We start from the raw sequence: 23,138 nt of genomic DNA, 5'->3' as shown, positions 1-23,138 counted from the left end.
TTAAGGTGGAGAATGTTAGTGGAGGCTATGATGAACATATCATTGTGAAGGATCTCTCCTTTCAGGTTGATTCCGGGGAGATTTTAGGGATCCTTGGTCCCAATGGTAGCGGGAAAACAACATTGCTCAAAATGATCTCCGGTCTCCTCCCTGTTGCCAAGGGAACGATTCAGGTGGCTAATCGAGCTCTGACTACGTATTCCCCACGGCGTTTAGCCCAGTTGATCGCTGTGTTGCCCCAAATCTCTTCCACCACCTTTCAATACTCCGTGCAAGAGACGGTGGCGATGGGAAGATATCCTTATCAGCGTGGACTTTTTCATTCCTGGCAGGAGCAGGATGAAGCCATTGTTCAACAGGCCATGGAAGTGGCAGATGTATGGCAATTTCGCCAATGGACCTTGGATCAATTGAGTGGTGGCGAACGTCAGCGGGTCTTTTTGGCTCGTGCCCTTGCTCAACAACCACGGATTCTTTTACTAGATGAACCGACAAACCATTTGGATATTCACCATCAAGTGGGGATGCTCAATCTCCTCCATCAATGGTCACGGGAGAAGGAGATGACCATTGTTGCCATTTTTCATGACATTAATCTAGCTAGTCTCTATTGTGATCGCTTGCTTTTACTCCATGATGGAAGAGCTGTGATCCACGACAAACCAAGTAATGTGGTGGATGTCAGTCGTTTTCAAGCCATTTATGAGGTGCAATTGCAACGGGATGAACATCCTACTCAACCGCGACCGCAGATTACCATCTTACCCACACTCCATGATAAGCTGAGCATCGATTGGAAGCTTGAGCAACTCAAGGAGAAGATTACAGCTGATTATGTATGGGTCGAAGCACCTCAAGCTCTTCGTACCCTTTCCTCCGGTGTTTTAGGTGCAGGGATAGGCTGGCGTACGGATTTTGTCAATTGGCGTGTTCCCCTCCAATATCATTGTGCCCATCCAGATGAGGATATGCTTCAATTCATCCACCAATTGGGCTGTGCTGAGCATGAGACAGTGGGGATGATGACAGCAGTCTCAGTTGAACAGGTTGTTACGCAAACCTTGTGCGATGATGGGATCACAGTCCGCTGCTATACCACAGCAGGCGTAGGGAGAGCTTTGAATATCGCGAATGTAGACGAACATCTAAGTGAGCCAGAAGGGGTTGGGACCATCAACACATGGATCTTTATCGATGGTCATCTCCCTGATGAAGCGCTGGTGCAGGTGATGATGACAGCTACAGAGGCCAAGGTGAAGGCAGTACATGATGCAGGCGTAGTCGATTATAAGACAGGGGAACCTGCTACTGGTACAGCCACTGATAGCTTGGTAGTAGCAGCAACCCAGCAAGGGCGCCATCTTCCCTATGGTGGGCCCATTACACCGCTAGGCTGCTTGGTTGCCCGTGTTGTATATCAAACGATTCAACAAGCGATTAAAAACTTGAAAAAAACAGAGCATGAAGAGGATTGAGTCGAAAGAAGAGTGATGCGAAATAGACATCACTCTTCTTCATTATTTCTGGTCAGTTTGTAGCTTGGAGAGAATGGAGTTGATAGCCTGAAGTGATCGGTCAAGCTCCTCTAAATCTACCTCATCCAGTACAGATAGCTTTATTTTTAAACTGTTTTGCATGCTTTGCTTTTTTTCAATTAGCAGTTGATGTCCCTTTTCTGTTATCTGTAAGAAGATATAACGCCGATCCTTCGTAGAATGGATGCGCTCCACGAGCCCATGCTGAATCAACTTATTAATGAGCGGTGTTAGATTGGATTTTAAGATGGAGAGACGATTGCCCAATTCTGTGGTATGGATAGGGCCTATTTTGTCAAGGGTAATTAGAATATGAAGATGAGTTGGTGTTAAATCGGTCTCTTGTAAGCACGTCATGGGGTGAAATAGTCGCTTATTGATCAAAGGGAAGATGGTGAGCATATTCACCACGATATTATCGAGCTTCGTACTCATATTTATCCTCCTTAGCAACATTTACATGGGTAGAAAAATGAAAAATAGAACTTGGCTACTTTCCTTCTTTAAATGGTTATGATAGAATAACTGTTGTTCAATTATAACATATTCGTCCTCATTTTGCAGGGCATTATGAGGATGGTAGAGATGTAGAGGTGAGCGTGTTGACCAATAACATCATTGAGGTACGTAATTTTACCAAGCAGTATGGCGATTTTACTGCCGTTGATCATATCTCTTTTGATGTGGAGGAAGGAACGATTTTTGCATTTCTTGGCCCCAATGGAGCAGGAAAATCAACAACCATTAATACCCTTTGCACCATCATTGAAAAGACAGAAGGAGAGATGCGGATCAATGGGCATGATGTGGCGGAGCAGAAGGCCTTGGTACGCAAGGATATAGGGATTGTCTTTCAAGAATCTACATTGGATACTCGTTTAACCATCGAAGAGAATCTAAAGCTCCATTGTGATTTTTATCAGGTGCCAGAGCAGAAGGTGAAAGAGCGCATCGACTTTGTTTTAGACTTGGTAGATTTAGTCGACTGGCGAAACTCCACGGTGGGAGCATTATCAGGTGGGATGAAACGACGAGTCGAGATCGCCCGTGGTCTTGTCCACTTTCCTCGTGTGCTCTTTCTAGATGAGCCTACAACAGGTCTTGATCCGCAGACTCGGGCGAATATCTGGGGCTATATTACCAAGCTACAGAAGGAGCAGAATATCACCATCTTTTTAACAACTCACTATATGGATGAAGCGGAAATTTGCGATAAGATTGCGATCATGGATCATGGTAAAATCGTAGCCTATGATACAGCCACAGGACTTAAGGAGAAGTATACAAAGGATAGTATCAAGCTGAAGGTAGCTTCACATGATCCATTGGAAGCATATCTCCATGAGCATGAACTGGAATTTATATTGAAGAATGAATACTACACCATCTATCCGCCTACTTTATCGAGCGGACTAGATCTGATCACACAGTTTAAGGATTCCATTTTGGACCTTGAGGTGAATAAGGGTACATTAAACGATGTATTCTTGAATATTACAGGTCGGGAGATTAGGGGGTAGGATGATGCGAGCGATTAAAGCAATCTGGATACGTAATATGAAGAACTTCGTGCGGGATAGAATGCGTTTATTCTTTACGATTTTTATGTCATTCTTTTTTTTATTCATCTTTTCCTTTGTGATGGAGTCTACCATTAAAGGCATCGTGGAAAATCCAATCACCTATCTCATCTCAGGAATAATTATTATGACTGTCTTCCAAGCTGCGCTGAACAATTCCATGAATACAATTGATGATGTGGCGAGTGGTTTCATGCGGGAAATTATTGTGGCCCCTATTCAACGCTGGCAAATTTCTGTAGGGCAGATTCTCTCTTCTGCAACCATTGCGCTATTACAAGGGATCATTGTTGTGATTGTGGCGTTATTTATGGGTTTGACCCTTACTCTCCTTCAATTTGTTGAGATGATCCTGGTTATGCTACTCGTTGGAGTTACCTTCGCTTCCATTGGACTTTTTCTTGCAACCTTGGCGAAGTCATCTACAACCTTTCAACTATTAATCTCGATCGTGGTTTTACCATTAACCTTTCTATCGGGGGCATATATCCCAACCACAGTATTACCTGCCTTTTTGAATCCAGTGGTTTTTCTCAATCCATTGACCTATACCACCTCTATTTTCCGCTATATTTCATTGGGCCTCAGTGATGTTTCTACCGATGAGCTTGTGCGGATGGGTGTGGCATTCGATGTAAGTGGCTGGGTGATTACACCCTTGATGGGGATGTGGATTATTCTCGCTATCGGTTTGATCTTTTTCAGTCTTGCGACGATTCAATTTAATAAGGCGGACTTTTCCATTGTCAAATCAAGGGGAAGAAGACCACATTAAAACGGGGCTACGATGGCCCCGTTTTATCTATTCATCGGTAATGTTCCTATCTTCTGACTCCATTAAATTCTCATAAGCATAGCGAGCATAGAGAAGGGGATGGAGTGTGGTTTTCTCGTAGATAGAACGCCCCATCCGTTGAAGGATCACACGACCAGGCTTTGGATTCACCTCAATAATCCAACAGTGTCCATTCACATCAATTCCTACATCCACCCCGAGCTCCACAAGGGAGCCAAAATGGTTTTCCAGAAGAAGGGGAATCTTCACTCCTAACCGTTGTAATTGTACACGAATATGGTGGTATTGCTCAGCTGTGAAGTGGCGCTTGAGGAACTGATCAGCCCACATGGCTCTTCCACCGCCATGAAGGTTGGTTGTGACATGAGAGTGTGGCGCAACCTTGCCGATGATTGCTGTCTCCTTCCATTCTCCTTGGCCATCCTTCTGTAGTAATAAGCGAAAATCGATCACAGAGCGTGGCAGTAAGCCAAGATTGATCCCTTGTTGTACGATAAATTTTCGTTCCCGTGGGAGTAGGTGACGAAGCAGGGAAAGTAAATGTGCTGAATGGACTACAGGATAATGGATGAGTGAGTTTGTTCCGCTCCGTCCATGAATGCTGAAGTGCGAAGCTTGCTTGCTAACCTGGAGAATATGGCGACCACCTGTTCCATTGATGGGCTTGATAAAGAGCCTACGATGATGTTGCATCATTTGGATCAGTTGCTGAGAGGACTCAATTAAGTGGGTCTCTGGTAAGTGAGAGACCATCTCCTGATCAGCACTGAGGATCCGATGAACGAGCCATTTGTTCCCCATCCGATTGTTAAGGATGGGGATTTTGATCTCCTTACGAAAACGCAGGTAATGGTGAAATAGTGGTGACCGTAACACGCGATAACGATCTAATAAGAGTTGGGGTCGGGAGTAGTCACCACTTGACCAACGTTTTTCGTTAAGTAAATAGCGAAAGCCCATCAATTTCCCATCTAGGTTTCGTTTTTGCCATGGAGGGAGAAAGATTAAATTGATCCCTAAGGTTTGACCTAAGCGTGTCATCTCCTGAAAGTATCTTCGTTCCGAGCCCTCTTCAAACCGTCCCTGTCGTATGTATACAATGACGCCTAAACAGAATAAAGGCATCTATTTCACTCCTTTTCCATATGGACCAATTAAACTCTTTACATTGTATGCAATTTTGAGAATTATTCATCATTGATTTTTCTAATGTAGCCAGATATTGACAGAGTGGAAGTGAGACTCTTATGATGGTAATAGGTAAGATTTCCACTTCGTCTTCGATATGGAATGATAGGTGAAAAATCTATGATTCTATATTGAAATAAAAAAATATAGAAGGAGGAAAAAATGAGAATGAAGATGCAACTTTGGCTAAAAAGAGCTCTAACAAGCTTGCTAGCACTTGCATTGGTATTCACCTTTACTGGGTTGAATGCAGCTGCTGAAGCAACTCCAGATGCGAAAGCAGAGACTACAATCACGATCTTACATACCAATGATGTGCATGCACGAGTGGGTCTAGGCAATGATGAGATTGGCTTATCTAAGGTAGCAACCTTGGTGAAGCAGTATCGGGAGGAGAATCCAAATCTCTTACTCTTAGATGCTGGTGATGCTATTCATGGTCAAACAATCGCTACCATTGAACGTGGTGAGAGCATCGTTCGCTTCTACAATGCTCTTGGTTATGATGCACTAACTGCTGGGAATCATGATTTTAATTATGGTTATGAACGCTTACTAGAATTGACAAAAGTAGCTAACTTCCCTGTATTGGGTGCGAATGTGGAGAAGGATGGGAAGTCACTCCTCACTCCTTATGTGATCAAAGAGCTGGATGGTATTAAGGTAGCCATTTTTGGCTTATCAACACCAGAGACCAAAACGAAGACTCATCCCAAGAATGTAGAAGGTGTGGAGTTTACTGATCCAGTTGCCAAAGCTGAAGCGATGGTGAAGGAACTAGAAGGTAAAGCTGATGTGATCATTGCCCTCGTACATTTGGGTGCTGATGAATCCAGCGAAGTGACCAGTAAAATGGTTGCAGAGAAAGTAAAAGGGATCGATGTGATCGTAGACGGACATAGTCATCAAGAGCTCAATGAGAACATTGGTGATGCTTTACTTGTTCAGGCTGGATACTATGGCAATAATTTAGGTGTAGTCACCTTAACATTCCAAGATAAGAAATTAGTCAACAAAGTAGGAAAACTAATTACCAAGGAAGAGACTGCTGACGTGGCAGTGGATCCTGAGGTAAAAGCTCTCATTGAAGAAACACAGGAAGCACAGAAAGAGATAACTTCCAAGGTAGTTGGGAAGCTTGATGTTCACCTTGAAGGGACACGAGAATTGGTTCGGACCAGCCAAACCAATCTTGGTACCTTGATCACTGATGCAATGCTCGATTTAACAGGTGCTGAAGTGGCTATTACCAATGGTGGTGGAATCCGTGCTTCCATTGAGCCTGGTGAAATTACCATGGGGCAAGTCCAAACAGTTCTACCCTTTGGGAACTATATTGTTTCCAAAAAGGTAAAAGGTGCAGATATTCTAGCAGCACTAGAGCATGGGATCTCTGATTATCCTGCAACGAAAGGTGCTTTCCCCCAAGTTGGTGGGATGAAATATACCTTTGATGCATCCAAGCCAGCTGGCTCTCGGATTGTAGAGATTACCGTGAATGGTGAGCCATTAGATGTAAATAAAGAGTATCTCCTTGCAACCAATGACTTCATGGCATATGGTGGAGATGGATATACAATGTTGGGTGACTCTCCATTATTAAGTGAGCATCCTGCATTGGATGAAGCAGTGATTGCCTACTTAGGGAAACAGGAGAGCCTCCAATTGGCTGATTCACCAGTTACTGTGATCAACAATGAGGTGAAGGAAGAGCCTGTTGTGGATGCTCCTGTCACAGAGCCTGCACCAGTGGAGCAGCCAGTAGTTGACCAACCTACTGTTGAACAGCCTGCTGCATCTACAGTAGAGCAACCAAGTAAGCCAGAGGTGAAGAAGCAGACCTATATTATTAAATCTGGCGATGTGCTTTGGAAGATTGCTCATTCCTTTGGTACCACATGGCAAGAGCTAGCTAAGTGGAATAATCTGAAGAATCCACATCTCATTTTCCCAGGTCAGCAGTTATTCGTTCCTGCTAAATAATGCGAGCTTGAGTTAGAAATCAAAAAGGGTGGCCTATTGGCTACCCTTTTTTCATAAGAATATACTTATTTAAAAAAGCAATGCTGTACTGTGCTGATAGATAGGAAGGGTTCAGTAAGAAAAATATAGAAAAATCTAACTTAAAAGGAGGAAAAAGCACCAGCTTTCTTGTATTATGTTAGTAGTAAAAAATATTATGTAAAGAGATGATGGCATTGAATCAAAGTTAGATTCTGTTTGAATAACGGAGTGATTAGCTTGTTTGTTCGTGTTAGTATTGTCCTTTTCTCGATTTACTTGGTTTCCCTTTCTTATGGTCATACTTGGATTCGATATGGGGAGTACCTTTGGTTGATTATGCCTTTATTCGTGGGAAGCTTACTCCTAGAAAAGAAACATACTTGGTTTTATTGGAGTTCATACCTTCTTCTTGTCCTCTTTCACTATATGGTCCAAAACGAAGCGGTTATACTCCTCTATTTATTTATGATGAGTAAGCTGACGATGGAATTCAGGTTAAAAATACCCTTATGGAAGCTCGCCATCCTTCATCTACTTCTCTACTTACTGATAACCTTCATTAGTGATACTTCTCATCTTTTTCATCCACTTACACTTTTTATGCAGCTGATCCTATTTATCTGGTATATTAGCTTTCACCACTATCTTAAGAGAATTATTAAAGAGAATATTGAGGTAAAGGAAGAGAATCATCATCTATTTACCCATGATGCACTCACCGGCTTACTTAATTTTGCTTCTTTACACCAGCGCTTAAATCGACTCATTGAGCGAGACACTCGGTTTGTACTACTTTTCATTGATTGTACCAATCTTAAGTCATTGAATATGGAGCAAGGTTTTGAGGGTGTGAATCATCTACTGAAGGACTTTTCTAATCAATTAACGAAGCTTTTTCCTGAGGCCTATTGCATTGCGCGGTATGGGGGCGACGAATTTGCAGTGGTCTTACGTGTGATGGAAGAAGATGATCTTGAAGAACGACTGGCCCCGATTCTCGAAAGTGAAACGCCGATGATCATGGGGATGCCTATCACCTATGGATATACGCTTTTTCCAGAAGAGGCGGATAACAAGCAAGAATTGATCACCATTACAGAACAGAAGCTTTTCTTAATGAAACGGGCGAACTGGTTGAAGCGTGAGGAAGATATGCAGCGCTCTGAAAAGTTACGTGTTGTAGGGGAACTAGCTGCTGGTATGGCTCATGAGATTCGTAATCCACTAACAGCCATCAAGGGATTTGTACAAATTGCCAAATCCAATTCGTATCAAATCGAGCCCTGGTATGGGGTAATCATGGCTGAGATTAATCGTATCAATCAATTAACCTCAGAATTTCTACAGTTTTCAAAGCCAGCACCAAAAAACTTTCGCCTTTGTACACTCCAAGAATGTGTAGACCGTGTCCATCAGCTCACGCTCTCCCAAGCCGTCTACCTAGGACATGAATTAGTGATTCAACCAGCCCTACACTCCTTAGAGGTGTGTGTAGATAAAGATAAAATCGTCCAAGTGATTTTAAACTTGGTGAAAAATGGCTTAGATGCCATGGAGGCCAATGGGATCCTAACGATCCGCTTAGGAGAGAAGAATGGAAAGGGTATGGTAGAAATCGCGGATACAGGCCGTGGGATGACGAAGGAGGAGACCGAGAAGATCTTTCACCCTTTTTATACAACAAAGGAAGAGGGAACAGGTCTTGGACTACCGATTTCATATAAAATTATTCAAGATCATGATGGAGATCTTGAGGTTGAAAGTGAATTAGGCGTAGGAACTACATTTCGTCTTTATTTACCACTGATCAAAACGAAGGATCGCGGGATGCTTCAAGAGGAAGGCTCATAGCTCAATAATTACATCACCCACTGCAGGAGGAGAAGTTTCGCCGAAAATGGCTAGTAATAAGAAAAGGACAATGAAAAAGGCATCTGCCAATTGTTCAGGCTCAATTGATGACATACCCTACACCCCTTACGTAACTTTCTTTTTTAGTGCATCAAATACCTCATCCATGGTCATATTGCCATGGCTATCAAAGAAATTAAAGAGATCTGTTGTATTCTTACTCTCTTGCTTTTGAAATTGACCTACTAATGCCACTGTCACGCCACCTTTACGATCCAGTGCTACTTGGTCAACGGTCAGCTTCCCTTGTATGAGAAGAGCAGCGGTGACTAGCTCTATCTTTTTACCGGTGAGGAGCTGCTTGAAAGGATGATCAGAGGTACAATTTTGCTTGCCCTGTCCGCTCTCATTTTGCTTCTCGTTTTCCTGCTTGTTACGCTTCCTATTTCCATTATTGCCTTGCTTCATCCCTCCTCACCTCGTTTTTATTCTATGATCCTTAACATCCAATGGTGTTGGGAAATGAAGAAGAGCAGGCATCTATATGCCTGCTCTATCAAGGTTTAACCTATTTCCAGAAGATGGGGATGAGCGGTAGAATCTCATCAGCATAATAAGTACTTCGTTGCGCTTTAAACTGTCCAGGTACAATGGCATCTGCCTTATGATACATCAGGATTAAATCAATAAGTTGATACTGGGTAAGCTCCTGCTCTGTTGCGGAGCGTAGATAATGGTCTAGATGATATGTGAGATCTTCTGGTTGATAGGAACTTAACAGACCTTTATTTTCAAGAATTGCTGCAATAGCATAGTTTTTTTGGTTCACACTCCATGTTTTCCAAGTGGTGAAGTTGGCATTGGACCAATCCTGTTGTGTTAATTGAGCAAGAAAAGGTCGCTGTAGTGTCTCCCAAGTCATGATGGCTTCATAGAAGAGAGTTTGGCCACGGAGGGAGGCAGTTTCTGCCTGCTGCTTACTTTCTAGTGATGTGAACCGTTTTTTTACATCCTGTAGTTTACCCTTAAAGGAAGTGGAAAGAGCTTCTTCATAAGATTCCATGGCAATTAGATACTGCTTTTGTGCTTCTTGGAGTAGGGGCGATTGGTCATCGAAGGTGATGCCATTCATTTCTTCATGTGTTTTCTGTGCTAGCTTTTTTAATTCAGAGGCTTCAGCCAATAGATCAATATCCGTGCTAGAGACTTGGAGATGGGAACGGAACTGTATGTATTCTTTTTCAAAAATTAGATATGGACTAAGAACGCCATGATAGAATTGAGTGAAATCTGTCTCAGGATAGGTGGCTACCCCTCTGATATTCTCTGCATTCATCTCATCGATGATCCCTTGATAGTGGGCAGATACGCGACTCTTCATGACAGTTCCACCCAAAAGAAATCCAAACATAAAAAAAAGGACAAACGAAACGATAATAACGATGAGTAGATAATCTTTTTTTCCTAATTTTCCATTCATATTGCATCCTCCAAACAGGGCGGTATCTGCAGTTTCTTTCTTTAGTATAGATAATTATTAGATAAAAAGAAATGCTATGATGAATTAATAGGAAAGAAGTAGTAGAAAGAGTTGGCCATTAGTGGTATCTCATACTATTTTCAACAACACCTAGGGATAATTTGTTACAATAAAGGGTAAATGGAGAGCTTAATGCTGAGCGATTGCGAAACTTGTTTAGAAGAGGATGAAGGTGCAAGGATCATGAATAAAACCTTACCTTTAATGTTGGGACTACTTTTACATTGTATGGTGCAGATCAAAGAGGAACGTTCATTCGCCATGATAAAAGCAGTGCTCAGAGGGAGGAAAACACAACAGACCATTCAGGATACGTGGTACTATGGTCTAGTTCCCTATTATCAGCTGCTCCCCTTTATTCGCGATGAACAGCTCGATATGTGGTATGAACAGTTTTTGAATGAAGGGCTCGTGCACGATAATCATCGGAAAAATCATTCTTCATTCCAGCTAACCACTGCAGGAGATGAATGCTATCGCCAGTGGTTCAAAACAGATACAACCATGCTTTTTTTTCAGCGAATCGAGGAACGGAATGGGTTTCTGCAAGAAACAGTTGAGGTTCAGTGGCAAACCTTACAGCTCTTGACGCAGGTCTGCTCTCACAAAATGCAAGGAATCTCCACTTTCCTTCCTGTTATTGAGCATTCAGAGATTCAACAGCGTGTGAAGATCTTCCTGAGGGGAATTCAGAGCCATGATGAGTATCAGCAGCTTGGCAGTCAGCTTCGTCAGGAATTGGCACAGATCTTACACAAATGGAAGCCCTATGAGCAGCAGCTGCTACTCTTACGTCTCGGTGGTCTTGGAATTTCTGCACGTACTTATACCCAAATAGCTCATCACCTGCAATTGGAAGATGGGATGGAAGCGCAGCTCTACTTCCAGGTTTTAAATGCAGCCTTTTGGAAGCAGATAGAGGTAACTGATTCTCCCATCCTACAGCGCTTGCTTAGCCCAAGGTTTACTGATCCTACGAGCCTACTTACCGCTTCCACACGAGTAACATATGGTTTACTTCAACAATATCAGGGCCCTACTACTCAGCTTCTATCCTGGCTAGCAGAGAAGCGGCAACTTAAGCTAGGAACAGTGGAGGATCATCTGGTGGAGATTGCTTGTAAGATCCCCGCCTTCACGATTCAACCATATGTAAACCCCCAATTGGAACAGGCGATTATAGAACAAGCCCAACAGTTACAGACTAGGCGACTAGCGCCCATCAAGGAACACCTCGGTGGACAGGCTAATTATTTTCAGATTCGCTTGGTTTTAAGTCGGATGGGGTGGATGGATCGATGAGGATGGAGAAAGCTTTATATCGATGGTTTGGATATCCTCAATTCCGTACAGGTCAAGAAGAGATTATCGCGGGGATCTTGGCAGGAAAATCAATCCTTGCCATGCTCCCTACTGCAAGCGGTAAATCCTTATGCTATCAGTTGCCTGCATTGATGGAAGAGGGAATCACCTTGGTTATCACACCGTTGATCTCTCTCATGGAGGATCAGGTCCTACAGCTTCGGGAGCGGGGGATCCGAGAAGTCACTACATTAAATAGTCATCTTAATCCTAGTGAACGAAAAGTACGTGAGCGCAGGATGCTACAAGGGGCTTATCGTCTGGTCTATCTATCACCAGAGCGCTTATTACAGCCACAGTTTATCGAGCTCTGTAAACGCTGTGATCTTAGACGATTAATTGTTGATGAAGCCCACTGTATTTCCCAATGGGGACATGACTTTCGTCCTGAGTACCTTGGAATCGTTCAATTTCTAAAGGTTTTTCCGCAGCTTACGGTTGCAGCCTTTACTGCGACAGCCACCAAAAGGGTACGACAAGATATTAAAACCTATCTGTTTGCTGATGGACCTATGGTGGAAGTGCTACATGGTGTAAATCGTCCCAACATTGCCTTCGATCGTATTCACTGTAGGGACGGCATAGAGAAAATAACCATGGTAGAGCAAATCGTGACGGAGCTTCAATCTCCTGGTATTATCTATGCTACAACACGTCAGGATGCAGACCAGCTTGCCTCACAGCTCCAAGTATCTCTGCCTTCAGTACGGGTGGCCAGCTATCATGCGGGTATGTCTAGTGAAGAACGGCGGATTATTCAGATTCAGTTTCAGCAAAGTAATCTCGATGTGGTGGTAGCAACAAGTGCATTTGGCATGGGTATCAATAAGAGTGATGTTCGTTTCGTTCTACATTTTTCGCCACCAACCTCGTTGGAAGCCTATGTTCAAGAGGTTGGTAGGGCAGGTCGTGATCAGCAGCCAGCATACACCGCCATCCTCTTTACACCCCATGATCTAAAACGGAATGGCGAGAGGACTTTTCATGAACTTCCTTCCCAGGAAGAGGTACAGGTTTTCTTTACCCAGCTTTTGCAAGGCCCGTTGATTCGTGAGGGTAGCGATTTAAGACTGTTCATTCCTTCCTCATTAATTTCAGGGCTTTCAAGCTCAAAGGTGGAGTTAATTCTTCGATATGGCATGCTATATGGTTGGTGGCAGGCTCATCTTGAACGAGAGGAAGGGTGGGTGCAGCTATCATCCTCTTCACAAGAGATGAGACAGCGTTTCGTGGAGTATGGGGAGCAATTGATGAAGCGTTTCGCCATTCGTCGTGCTGAGAGAATTGACCAATGGCAGTCCATGCTTTCTTTGCTAACTGGAACAAGCTGTATGCGCCAGATGGTTAATCGTTACTTTGATGACGATGAAACTGTCTATCATCAAGACTGTTGTGCAATCTGTGGAATTGATCGTCAACACTATGCTAGGATAGTGAAGCAAGCAGCTTTTTCCCCTCAGCAGGATGAGTGGGATCTTGAGCAATATTTACAAACAATTCTACCCTTATAAAGGAATGTGAAAGAGATGAGACAGCCAAAGGATTGGCGAATGCTTGGCGAGCAAGCGATTCGGCTCAATCTTTATCTATCCCAAGGACTACTCCTACTGATATCCTTCATTGTGCTGCTTTTTATTCAAACTCCGATTGGTACCATACTAGAGAACTGGTTTTGCACTGAAAACTGGTGGAGATCCCTATGGATGGGGAGTAGCGTAGGACTACTTGTCCTCATCGTTGACCAGGTGCTCATGCGCTATGGAAGGAAAGAGTGGTTCGATGATGGTGGCATCAATGAGATGCTATTTCGCCATCGGCCTGTGCTGGAGATTATCCTCATCTGTCTGTTGGTAGCATTTAGTGAGGAAATATTATTTCGAGGAATTATCCAAGCCTCCATCGGTCTATGGTGGAGCAGTCTCATCTTTACCGTGGTACATGTTCGCTACCTACATCATCCGATTCCTCTTTTATTTGTCTTCGGTGTAAGTCTGCTATTAGCTCTCCTTTATGAAGTGACAGGTAATCTCAATGCATCGATTCTTGCACACTTTTTAATCGATTTTGTACAGGCTTTAATGCTTCGTTTTCGTTGGTTACCCAAATCTTTTTATCAAAAAGACGAAATATGAAGGATTTTATACTTAAAAGGCGAATGAAGAACAACAAATAACCGTTTTTAGTCAGAGAAGAATATATTAGGTGGAGAGATGAGGCATGGAACAAGAAAAACAGGCGAGAGAAGAACAGAAATCTCTAGATCTGGATCAGCTCATGCAACAGCTACGTGAGCGGGAACGAGTGGAACGGGAAAAACTGTTACAGGCTAACCGCGAACGTCGTCCCTCCCAGTACACTGAGGAAGAAGCATCTTATGCCTACGCTGATCCCCTTTATAACCGGGATACGGTCATTGATCAACTTCCTACGCGGAAGGAACGAAGAGAATCACAAGAAGATTCACGACGTTTTAGTAATCGTACCATCCGAATTAAGAAGAAAGCATTGTATGCTGGTCTTATTGCTATTCTTTTTATTAGTGGTACGATCTGGGCAATCTCTGCTTTGAAGGATGATCAGAGTACGAAGGAAGCGAATGTGCCACCGAAAACTATAGAGAATGTAGAGGGGACAAACTCGAGCACTACCGATAATAGTAGCAATGCAGGTGTAGAGAATGGTTCAACCACAACACCTGGTGAAACAAATCATGGACAAACAGGAGAAGCATCCGATGGTAATTTGACCGGGACCAATCCTTCAGTCACCAATCCTATAGATGCCAATGTAGGAGGAGGCAATTTCTCGAAAAATCCATCACAGGAGGGAACAACAGGCGGTACTTCCTCAAATAACATCAGCACGGATAAGGCTGTTTACAAGGAGATTAAGAACTACGAAGTCCAAAAGGGCGATACGATGTGGAGTATTGCTGTCAAGTTCTACAATAATGGGCAGTATGTGAACTTCTTGCAAGAGTATAATAATATTACTGATCCAGCAACGCAGCTGAAGGCAGGAATGAAGATTCAAATTCCAACTCCTGCACCACCATTACACTAATCACGCATGAGGTCCATATCTCTGTTTTCGCTCTAAAGACATGAATCATCTTCCATAACATACCTTAGGATTAGAGGAGCCTTATGCTTGTCTCTACCTTGAAGGATGTGAGGAGGAAGATTCATGCTTTTTATTTTTTATCTGATGCTTCCTGTTATATATTTCTCAATCTGGCTTGCTCATTATCTAATTCCTAGTACAGAGATCTTTGATTTTTCTCAAGCAGGTGATTGGTTTGTCGCGTTTTTCTTCTTTCCTTTTCGCTATTTTGTAATTTTTATGGCACTTCTAATCGCCTATCTATCCATGGGGTATCTCTTATATCAGGTTGGAGGAATGATTCGTAAGGGTTGGCAGTGGGGAGAGTTTTCATGGTCTGCATTGTGGATCTTCTCGTTAACCTTACTGGGTCTCTATGAAGGATTTTTCTTTTTTCCCATTCTAACCAGTATTCTTATGTTATTGGTACTATCAATGGTGCTCATCCAATCAATTCAAGGTTCAATCCGTAGAAATCGGATGATCCGTCTACTGGCACCTATTCAAGACTCCTCGCAACGTAGAGAGGGTGCAGTCAATGATGAACTGCACCCTGTACAAGAGAGAGAATGGTTATAACGAAGGCTTAAGCTGAAGATTAGGATGGATTTTCTGCTGTTTCCACGGTGCGGCGTTCTTCACTTGCTGTCTGTACAACCGTTGGAAGAATGAACTGATAGCCTTCATCATGTAAATATTGGAGTATTTGTAGATAATTATCAGCAGTTGCAGGGAAATCATGAGTTAAGATATTAGCGCCCTGCTTAGACAAGTATGCATTCAAGCTTTCGATCATTTCATCAGCTGTTGTTCTCTTCCAATCCTCTAAGCTTGTTGTCCAGTTCATCACCTGCATGCCGTCATCCTCACAGACCTGAAGAAAGATCGGATTACGATAGCCATGTGGTGGACGAAAATAGCTTGGACGTATCCCGGTTACTTCTTCCACATAGTCTTGAAGTCGGAGGATTTCTAGTTGAAGCTCCTCTTCGGACATACTGTTCTGTTCTTCTACACTAGGATGGCTCCAGGTATGGTTTCCGATGATGTGTCCACGTTTGATGATCTCAGTTAGGAGCTCAGGATTCTGTTCAGCATAGATTCCATTGACGAAAAAGATCGCCTTGGCATCATATTGATCCAGTGCATCAAGGAGCTTTAATGTGGTCTCGCCTTTGGGAGCATCATCAATGGTAAGCAGGGCATACTTTCCCTCAGGCTCATCCTCGCCATTGACTGGGTAGATTTTATACCATTGACCTGCTGGAATAACATCCTCAATTCCATTATGGATAGCAAATTGGGGACCATCCTCAGCAGCAATCTCTTCCTCAGCAATGATGGGATCTTCAGGGGTATCAGCGAGCCCTTCCTTTTCCTCTGTTGATCCTTGATCAAGCGGTGATGCGCTTGAATGGGATATATTCTCTGTAAGCGGTTCTCCTCCCATCGGCTCACTGTTAGCACAACCAGGAAACAGCACGATCATCAAGATGAAGATGATACTTGTAATGATCCACTTCCATTTGTCTCTGTGCAACGCCATCCACTCCCAGCCTTTTACATCATTATTTTTAGTATATCATAAGCTAGACTGGGATTTGCGTCTTAGTTTCTTTGATTCAATGAGAAAATAGGTGGTAGGAATGGCGAAAAGTGTGAGTAGTGTAGAGGTAAGTAGCCCAAAGATCACTACAGTCGCCATAGGCTGTAGCAATTGTGTGCCATCCCCCCAGCCCATCATGGTTGGAAAGAGCCCAAGAATCGTTGTCAGCACGGTCATACTAATGGGGCGTAAGCGTGTTATCCCTGCTTTTATTACAGCCTCTTCCAGAGGGATTCCTTCTTCTCGTAGTTGTTCAAGGAAGGTGATCATAATAATGGAACTATTCACTGTCAATCCAGCTAAGATCAGCATTCCAATAAAGGCTGGAACGCCTAAGGGCTGGTCAAAGAGGGTGAGCCCAACCAGGACACCGATACAGGTAGAGGGAATGGCTAAGATAATGAGAAAGGGTAGATAGAGTGATTCGAATTGTGCAGCCAGAAGCATATAGACCAGCAAGATGGAGATGACCAGTGCCATACTTAGATTGGATAAGGCTTGACCCATCTGCTCCACTTCACCAGTGAAGGAGATCGAGTAGCCAGGAGGGAGTGGAAAATGCTTCAACTCTTGGCGCAGCTGCTTCATCGCAGTGCCAACATCGATTTCATGAAGATGAATAGTGATTAAAAGTTGGCGCTGATGATGCATACGTTGAATCGTGTTAGGTACTCGAGCTTCTTTAGATTGAACAAAGTTACTTAATGGCTGCATGGCGCCTTGAGGCGTGAGAATATCGGTTTGCTTCAAATGATATAAAGAGGGATGAGACTTGGGTTGCATGATCACAGGAACCCAATGATCACCAATTTGGAGCTGAGTCACCAGCTCTTTTTTTGTTTGCTGAAGAATTTGTTGTAGGATAAGCCCTGGGTGGAGACCATGAAAGCTAGTGGAGATCGGGTCAGCCTTTAGAACATATTCAGGATGTTCTTCATCGGCTGTTGATTGCACATGACTAATACCACTAATCTTTTCAAGCTTCTCATTTATCTTTACTGCAATTCTTTGTAGCTGCTCCATGTCGTTCCCTAATATTTGAAGTTGTAGTTGCTGATCGCGTCCTTCCTGTTGAAGATTAAAGGGCTTTACCTCAAGCCGAACACCAGGTGGTGCTTGTAGCTTCATTCGCAGCGTATCAACTAACTCCATCACTTCCTGTGATGAACTCCATGCTGAATGGGGCGTAATGGTAATACGTCCGCGATGGGGAGTGATTACCTGATCTTGTCCAAGCAGCGGACGTTCTCCTACTTGGATATGGCGGGATTTGATCTCTTGGGAAAATAAACTTAATTGGTGATCGATATTTAGCGTCACTTCCTTTGTTTTCTCAATGTCTGTCCCCGGTGGAAGGCGAATCTCTACCCTTGCAAGGTTTTGCTTCTCAGGTGGTAGGAATTCTTTCCCTAAGAAAAAATAAAGAGGCAGGCTCGCTAGAATAAGAGTGACCAGGATACTAATGGTCAGCTTTGGGTATTTCAAGGCGAAGCGTAGCAAGCTTTGATATGTTTTTTTCCAGCTTTCAATCCAAGATTCAGTCTTTTTTAGCCACTGTTTTTTATTCTGCTCATGTGCAGCGATCATGGGAACAAGTAGGTAAGCGCCAAGCAAAGATGCTAGTAGTGAAAAGATGATGCTAAAAGATAGGGGATGCAGGATCTGAGCTGTAATTCCCTTAATAAATAGGAGGGGTACAAAAACAGCGATGGTTGTAAGGGTGGATGCTAGTACAGGATAAGCCACCTCCATAGTTCCTTTGTGTGCACTATCACGGGATGATAAACCAAGTTGACGATAACGATGGATATTTTCATACACAATAATGGAGTTATCTACCATCAGACCTACGCCTAAAGCTAGACCACCTAGTGTGAGAATATTGATCGATTGCTTTAGAAAAAAAAGGGAGAGTAGAGTGACGATAATGGAAAAGGGGATAGCTAGCGAAATAACAAGGATACTCTGCCAACGGCGTAAAAAGAAAAAGAGAATACCAATTGCCAGAGTGGAGCCGAGATAGATATTCTGCTTCACATTGTCTAACGCTTCTTCGATGTAATTAGCTTGGCTGTAGATAGGCATTGCTTGAAATGAAGCATTCTCCTGTAAGGATGCAAGACGCTTTAAGATCTGCTCGGTGACATATAGGGTATTGGTATCACTCATTTTCGTTAGAGCAATTTGAATGGAAGGCTTACCATTCAGGAAAATTAAAGGCGGATTGGGGCGTTGCTCATAGGTGATAGAAACCAATTCTTCAAGAAAACGAGGCCCTGATTTTGGTGTGGGAATTAGCAGCTTTCGCAAATGATCGATGGATTGCAAGTTCCCTTCATAGCGTAACGGATATTGTCGATGATTCTCTTCGATGGTTCCAGCAGGGATCATCTGATTCTGCAATTGGATCCATTGCAGCAACTCTTGAGGAGAGACGCCAGTACTTGCTAAGTCTGATGCATTGATCCCGAGGATCACTTGAGAAGTGAAGCGACCATCTGTTTGAACTTGGGCAATTCCTGGGATTGCTTCGAGGGAAGGTTGGATCGTTTCTACCACAAGATAGCTGAGTTGCTCCAGCGTCAAATCCTTGCTTGTGATGGCAAGCTCCATAATAGGTAACATCTGTGGATTAAAGCGAAATACAGAGGGCTTTTTAATTTCTCGAGGTAGAGTTCCCAAAATCAAGTCGATGGTTTCACGTACTTGCAAAGCAGCCAAATCCATATTGGTTTTCCACTCGAATTCCAGTGTAAGCAAAGAGTATCCCATAGTACTGCGAGATTGTATCCGCTTGACATAAGGAACGGTGGTCAAGATTTTTTCAAGAGGGATGGAGATGAAGTTTTCTACCTCTGTGGGAGAGGCCCCTTCCATGGGAGTTAGAACGGCAAGAATTGGGAAGGAAAGGGGCGGGAAGAGATCCACTGGCATTTGAATCCACGCAAAGATCCCCATCATCGTTAATACGAGGACAAGCATGGTTGTGGCAATTGGACGATAGATGGCTAAATTAACAAGCTTCATAGGTTTATCACAGCTCCGTTATCTTAGCGGTACAATTTGCACCGGAATCAGATGGGAACATAATTCAACACCATCTACAATAATAAGGTCATCTTTTTGAAGACCTGATTGAACTTCAACCACTTTTTCATCTGCAGCACCAAGAATCACTTTGGTTTTCACTGCTTTATCATCAACCACACGGAATAGATATGCGTCATTCTCTTCATACCAGATCGCGTGTCGGGGAATTGTCAACCGATCTTGATAGTGTGCATAGAAAACCTCTCCAACAACCTGCTGATCCCATCTCCAATGGGACGGAATCTGGGTGGGTGTTATTTCAATAGCATAGGCCTGAGTATGTAGATCCTTATTACTACTAATCTTGGAGATATGACCTGTCATTTGTTTTTTACCATCGGTAGAGAGCTGAACCACTTGTCCCTGTCGAAGATAGGGGATCTGATGGTCAAATGCCCAGAGCCGTCCGATTATTTGATCATTGCTTACAATATAATGCATGGTTTGGTCAGGAATTTGGGGATGGCTGATTTGGAGATATTGACCTGCTACAGGTGAAGTAATGATAGACACTTTGATTTGCTGTTCGATCGTTTTTAGCTGTTCTTCAAGCTGCCAGCGCTGTTGCTCTCGTTGCATTTGCTGTGTTGGTTCAAGAATTGTTTTATCCACGAGCTTGGCTAGGAACTCTACCCAATGGCCATTTTCATCAGCTTCTTGTGCTTTTGTAAAGTCTGCTGAGTTACTGTTCCACTGATCAATCTTTGCAATGGCATGCATGAGATGGATTCGCTGCTCTTGTAGATTACGTACATCCAATTGGAGCAGTGGCTGCTTCGCTTGCACAAGCGTACCTGGCTCAACAAGCTGCTTGGAGATGGAAGCCATGGGTGGGATAAGGACTGGGGTTCGCTTGGCAGGTATTAGGCTTCCCAGTAGCCGAAATTGCTGATTGATGGTTGTGAATTTTGGCTTTTCCACTTTTACCACAACTTTTTGTGAACGGGGGGCCTCCTGGATCAGGAGATCCTGTTGACAGGCGGAGAGGAGCAGGAGCATGACGAGCAGAATTAGTACCGTTCTCAATTCATCATCTCCTTTTCATGGAAGAGCATGCTTATGGATATCGGTGTAATCAATTCTTCCAACACTAGTTTAGCCAGCATGGAGGCAGAGCATGTATGGTGTTTTAGCAATTGAGGAATAGAATGAATTGTGTTAGCATGAATACAACATTAATACCTCCGAAAGTGACACTTTTTGTCCATATAATCGTATATATTGATAGGTGAAATAAACAGGGATGAATGATTTCACGAGTGCTTATGTTCTCACATATGTTGTAATAGAAGTTGAGATGAGGAGGAATCCTTCATGCGAATCGAGCGATTGAGCGGTGATAAAGTACGCTTTTTCCTATCATCTGAGGATCTAGTGGAACGGGGAATTGAGCGTGATGATATGTGGCAGGATCTTCCGAAGGTTCATGATCTATTCAATGATATGATGGAAAAGGCATATCGAGAATTAGGGTTCGAGGTACATGGCCCTGTAGCAGTCGAGGTATTTGCTTTGCCTGCCCAAGGCATGGTGGTCATTGTTACACGTGGTGATCAACAGGAATCTGCAGGTGGAGAATGGGAGCTCGAAAGCATGGAATTAGAAGACGAGTTCTATGAGTATGAGTCAAACATGGAGAGTGACGCTACGATTATCTGCCGTTTTCGTACTTTGGAGGACTGTATTCACGTTGCCCATCGCCTATATCCTCAGTTTATCTCAGGAGGTCAATTGTATCATTATCAGGATCATTACTATTTGGTTCTATTACGTAGTGACCTTGGAGATGAAGGTTATCAAGATGTGATCGCCATTCTTTCTGAGTATGGTGAGATGAGTGGCATTACGATACATGTGTTGGAGGAATACGGTAAGCTGATCATGCAAAACCAGGCATTAGAACAGATTTGTCGTTATTTTTCATAATGATTATCGAAAAAACGTGTACAAGCTTGTACACGTTTTTTCTATGGCTTCCAAAGAAGGGGGTTGACTAATTTCCAATATATTCTACAATTAAAACAAGTGAAAGCGTATCCATTATATTATCAATACTTTTGGAATATTGGCAATTCACTTGCAAATGGCTTTTTCCTGCGGCGGTGTTGAGCAGAGGAAGCACAATAATCTGTTGAGGTGGTATTAGGAATGGTGGAACAAGAACGTGTAGCTGAAGTTCGGAATGAAACCCTTGATGAAAGTACGAATCTTCTCAAATCAACCCAGATTGTGATTAAGGAAGCACTGGATAAGCTAGGCTATCATCAATCGATGTTTGAACTTCTTAAGGAACCCATTCGCTTCTTAACAGTGCGGATCCCCGTTAGAATGGATGATAACTCTGTAAAAATATTCACAGGTTATCGAGCTCAGCACAATGATGCCGTGGGACCAACCAAGGGTGGTATACGCTTCCATCCAGATGTTACGGAGGATGAAGTAAAAGCGCTCTCCATTTGGATGAGCCTGAAATCTGGTATTGTGGATCTGCCTTATGGTGGTGGTAAAGGTGGAATTATCTGTGATCCGCGGGAGATGTCTTTCCGTGAGCTGGAGCGGCTTAGTCGTGGCTATGTAAGAGCGATTAGTCAGATTGTGGGGCCGACCAAGGATATACCAGCACCTGATGTCTTTACCAATTCACAGATTATGGCCTGGATGATGGATGAATATAGTTCCATTAAGGAACATGATTCACCAGGATTTATCACCGGTAAACCATTGGTTTTAGGTGGATCACATGGTCGAGAATCTGCAACTGCCAAAGGGGTAACCATCTGCATTCGTGAAGCTGCCAAATGGCGAGGTATTAATTTAGAAGGTGCTCGTGTCATCGTGCAGGGATTTGGTAATGCAGGTAGCTTCTTATCAAAGTTTATGCATGATGCAGGTGCTAAGGTGGTGGCTATTAGTGATGTGTATGGAGCGTTATATGACCCGAATGGCCTCGATATTGATGATCTTCTAGAACGAAGAGATTCCTTTGGTACGGTGACCAAACAGTTTACCAATACCCTTACTAATAAAGAGATGTTGGAGTTAGATTGTGATGTCCTTGTTCCTGCAGCCATTGAAAACCAAATCACCAAAGAGAATGCCCACCGTATTCAAGCAGAAATTATTGTTGAAGCAGCTAATGGACCAACTACATTGGAAGCGACGAAGATCTTAACAGAACGCGGGAAACTTATCGTTCCTGATGTGCTTGCAAGTGCTGGTGGTGTTACAGTCTCCTACTTCGAATGGGTTCAAAATAATCAAGGTTATTACTGGAGTATTGAGGAAGTAGAAGAAAAGCTAGAACAAGTGATGGTGAAGTCGTTCAATAATGTGTATCAAACAGCTCAGACCCGTCAAGTAGATATGCGCTTGGCCGCCTATATGGTAGGTGTACGGAAGATGGCAGAAGCATGCCGCTTTAGAGGCTGGGTCTAAAGAATCCTCTGTTAATTAAATGAAATGATAAAAAAGAGAAGAGACTGTA

General features: G+C 43.2%; 19 protein-coding genes. 12 read left to right on the top strand and 7 right to left on the bottom strand.

All coding sequences use genetic code 11. The features are described from left to right. Positions 1-5 precede the first annotated feature (5 nt). Positions 6-1,475: an adenosylcobinamide amidohydrolase gene (locus BN1691_RS11550; RefSeq protein WP_231638423.1), complete on the top strand. Its 1,470-nt coding sequence runs from the start codon at positions 6-8 to the stop codon at positions 1,473-1,475. Positions 1,476-1,517: 42 nt separating this feature from the next. Here BN1691_RS11550 and BN1691_RS11545 read toward each other — a convergent pair whose 3' ends face one another. Further along, complete coding sequence (locus tag BN1691_RS11545) at positions 1,518-1,970, bottom strand: MarR family winged helix-turn-helix transcriptional regulator (RefSeq protein ID WP_048602356.1); 453 nt, start codon at positions 1,968-1,970, stop codon at positions 1,518-1,520. A 167-nt stretch (positions 1,971-2,137) separates the two neighbouring features. Between BN1691_RS11545 and BN1691_RS11540 the strand changes: the two genes are divergently transcribed. Both BN1691_RS11540 and BN1691_RS11535 read left to right on the top strand, forming a co-directional pair. After that, positions 2,138-3,055: an ABC transporter ATP-binding protein gene (locus BN1691_RS11540; RefSeq protein WP_048602355.1), complete on the top strand. Its 918-nt coding sequence runs from the start codon at positions 2,138-2,140 to the stop codon at positions 3,053-3,055. Positions 3,056-3,059: 4 nt separating this feature from the next. Continuing rightward, positions 3,060-3,890: an ABC transporter permease gene (locus BN1691_RS11535; RefSeq protein ID WP_048602354.1), complete on the top strand. Its 831-nt coding sequence runs from the start codon at positions 3,060-3,062 to the stop codon at positions 3,888-3,890. Positions 3,891-3,917: 27 nt separating this feature from the next. On the opposite strand, the gene BN1691_RS11530 is transcribed toward BN1691_RS11535, so the two are convergent. Beyond that, entirely contained in the window at positions 3,918-5,036 is a 1,119-nt protein-coding gene (locus BN1691_RS11530) for a YheC/YheD family endospore coat-associated protein (RefSeq protein WP_048602353.1), read from the bottom strand. Between the two features lie 231 nt (positions 5,037-5,267). On the opposite strand from BN1691_RS11530, the gene BN1691_RS11525 reads away from it, so the two are divergent. Together BN1691_RS11525 and BN1691_RS11520 are read left to right on the top strand one after the other, a co-directional pair. Beyond that, positions 5,268-7,082 (top strand): 5'-nucleotidase C-terminal domain-containing protein, encoded by a 1,815-nt coding sequence (locus BN1691_RS11525; protein WP_076850184.1) that lies wholly within the window; start codon positions 5,268-5,270, stop codon positions 7,080-7,082. Between the two features lie 504 nt (positions 7,083-7,586). Next, complete coding sequence (locus BN1691_RS11520; RefSeq protein ID WP_187116879.1) at positions 7,587-8,954, top strand: ATP-binding protein; 1,368 nt, start codon at positions 7,587-7,589, stop codon at positions 8,952-8,954. A gap of 126 nt (positions 8,955-9,080) precedes the next feature. Here the strand turns inward: BN1691_RS11520 and BN1691_RS11515 are convergent, their stop codons facing one another. Together BN1691_RS11515 and BN1691_RS11510 are read right to left on the bottom strand one after the other, a co-directional pair. Next, positions 9,081-9,422 carry a hypothetical protein gene (locus BN1691_RS11515; RefSeq protein WP_048602351.1) on the bottom strand — a complete coding sequence of 114 codons (342 nt, stop codon included), beginning with the start codon at positions 9,420-9,422 and terminating at the stop codon, positions 9,081-9,083. Positions 9,423-9,522: 100 nt separating this feature from the next. Continuing rightward, on the bottom strand, positions 9,523-10,434 hold the full coding sequence (locus BN1691_RS11510) for a hypothetical protein (protein ID WP_048602350.1): 912 nt from the start codon (positions 10,432-10,434) through the stop codon (positions 9,523-9,525). Positions 10,435-10,677: 243 nt separating this feature from the next. On the opposite strand from BN1691_RS11510, the gene BN1691_RS11505 reads away from it, so the two are divergent. The 5 genes from BN1691_RS11505 (at position 10,678) to BN1691_RS11485 (ending at position 15,537) form a co-directional block, all read left to right on the top strand. Continuing rightward, a complete protein-coding gene (locus BN1691_RS11505) occupies positions 10,678-11,796 on the top strand; it encodes a helix-turn-helix domain-containing protein (protein WP_187116878.1) in 1,119 nt (372 codons plus the stop codon). After that, complete coding sequence (locus BN1691_RS11500; protein ID WP_048602348.1) at positions 11,793-13,367, top strand: RecQ family ATP-dependent DNA helicase; 1,575 nt, start codon at positions 11,793-11,795, stop codon at positions 13,365-13,367. The genes BN1691_RS11505 and BN1691_RS11500 overlap by 4 nt, the downstream gene beginning before the upstream one ends. A gap of 15 nt (positions 13,368-13,382) precedes the next feature. Further along, positions 13,383-13,988, top strand: a complete 606-nt coding sequence (locus tag BN1691_RS11495; RefSeq protein WP_048602347.1) for a CPBP family intramembrane glutamic endopeptidase — start codon at positions 13,383-13,385, stop codon at positions 13,986-13,988. Positions 13,989-14,073: 85 nt separating this feature from the next. Next, the gene (locus BN1691_RS11490) at positions 14,074-14,919 is read left to right on the top strand and encodes a LysM peptidoglycan-binding domain-containing protein (RefSeq protein ID WP_048602346.1); all 846 of its coding nucleotides are present in this window, start codon (positions 14,074-14,076) and stop codon (positions 14,917-14,919) included. Between the two features lie 123 nt (positions 14,920-15,042). Continuing rightward, positions 15,043-15,537, top strand: a complete 495-nt coding sequence (locus BN1691_RS11485) for a hypothetical protein (protein ID WP_048602345.1) — start codon at positions 15,043-15,045, stop codon at positions 15,535-15,537. Positions 15,538-15,556: 19 nt separating this feature from the next. Here BN1691_RS11485 and BN1691_RS11480 read toward each other — a convergent pair whose 3' ends face one another. From BN1691_RS11480 to BN1691_RS11470, 3 genes are read right to left on the bottom strand one after another with little or no spacing between them, the layout of a single operon-like run. Beyond that, a complete protein-coding gene (locus BN1691_RS11480) occupies positions 15,557-16,498 on the bottom strand; it encodes a polysaccharide deacetylase family protein (protein WP_048602344.1) in 942 nt (313 codons plus the stop codon). 42 nt (positions 16,499-16,540) lie between these two features. Further along, the gene (locus BN1691_RS11475) at positions 16,541-19,591 is read right to left on the bottom strand and encodes an efflux RND transporter permease subunit (RefSeq protein ID WP_048602343.1); all 3,051 of its coding nucleotides are present in this window, start codon (positions 19,589-19,591) and stop codon (positions 16,541-16,543) included. A gap of 18 nt (positions 19,592-19,609) precedes the next feature. After that, the gene (locus BN1691_RS11470; RefSeq protein ID WP_048602342.1) at positions 19,610-20,680 is read right to left on the bottom strand and encodes an efflux RND transporter periplasmic adaptor subunit; all 1,071 of its coding nucleotides are present in this window, start codon (positions 20,678-20,680) and stop codon (positions 19,610-19,612) included. 288 nt (positions 20,681-20,968) lie between these two features. Here BN1691_RS11470 and BN1691_RS11465 point away from each other — a divergent pair, with 288 nt between their 5' ends. Together BN1691_RS11465 and BN1691_RS11460 are read left to right on the top strand one after the other, a co-directional pair. Next, positions 20,969-21,580 carry a genetic competence negative regulator gene (locus BN1691_RS11465; protein WP_048602341.1) on the top strand — a complete coding sequence of 204 codons (612 nt, stop codon included), beginning with the start codon at positions 20,969-20,971 and terminating at the stop codon, positions 21,578-21,580. A 222-nt stretch (positions 21,581-21,802) separates the two neighbouring features. After that, positions 21,803-23,089: a Glu/Leu/Phe/Val family dehydrogenase gene (locus tag BN1691_RS11460; RefSeq protein ID WP_048602340.1), complete on the top strand. Its 1,287-nt coding sequence runs from the start codon at positions 21,803-21,805 to the stop codon at positions 23,087-23,089. Positions 23,090-23,138 lie beyond the last annotated feature (49 nt).

It is taken from the genome of Rubeoparvulum massiliense (assembly GCF_001049895.1).
Lineage (GTDB): Bacteria > Bacillota > Bacilli > Rubeoparvulales > Rubeoparvulaceae > Rubeoparvulum > Rubeoparvulum massiliense.
This window is presented reverse-complemented; position numbering and strand designations above follow the sequence as displayed.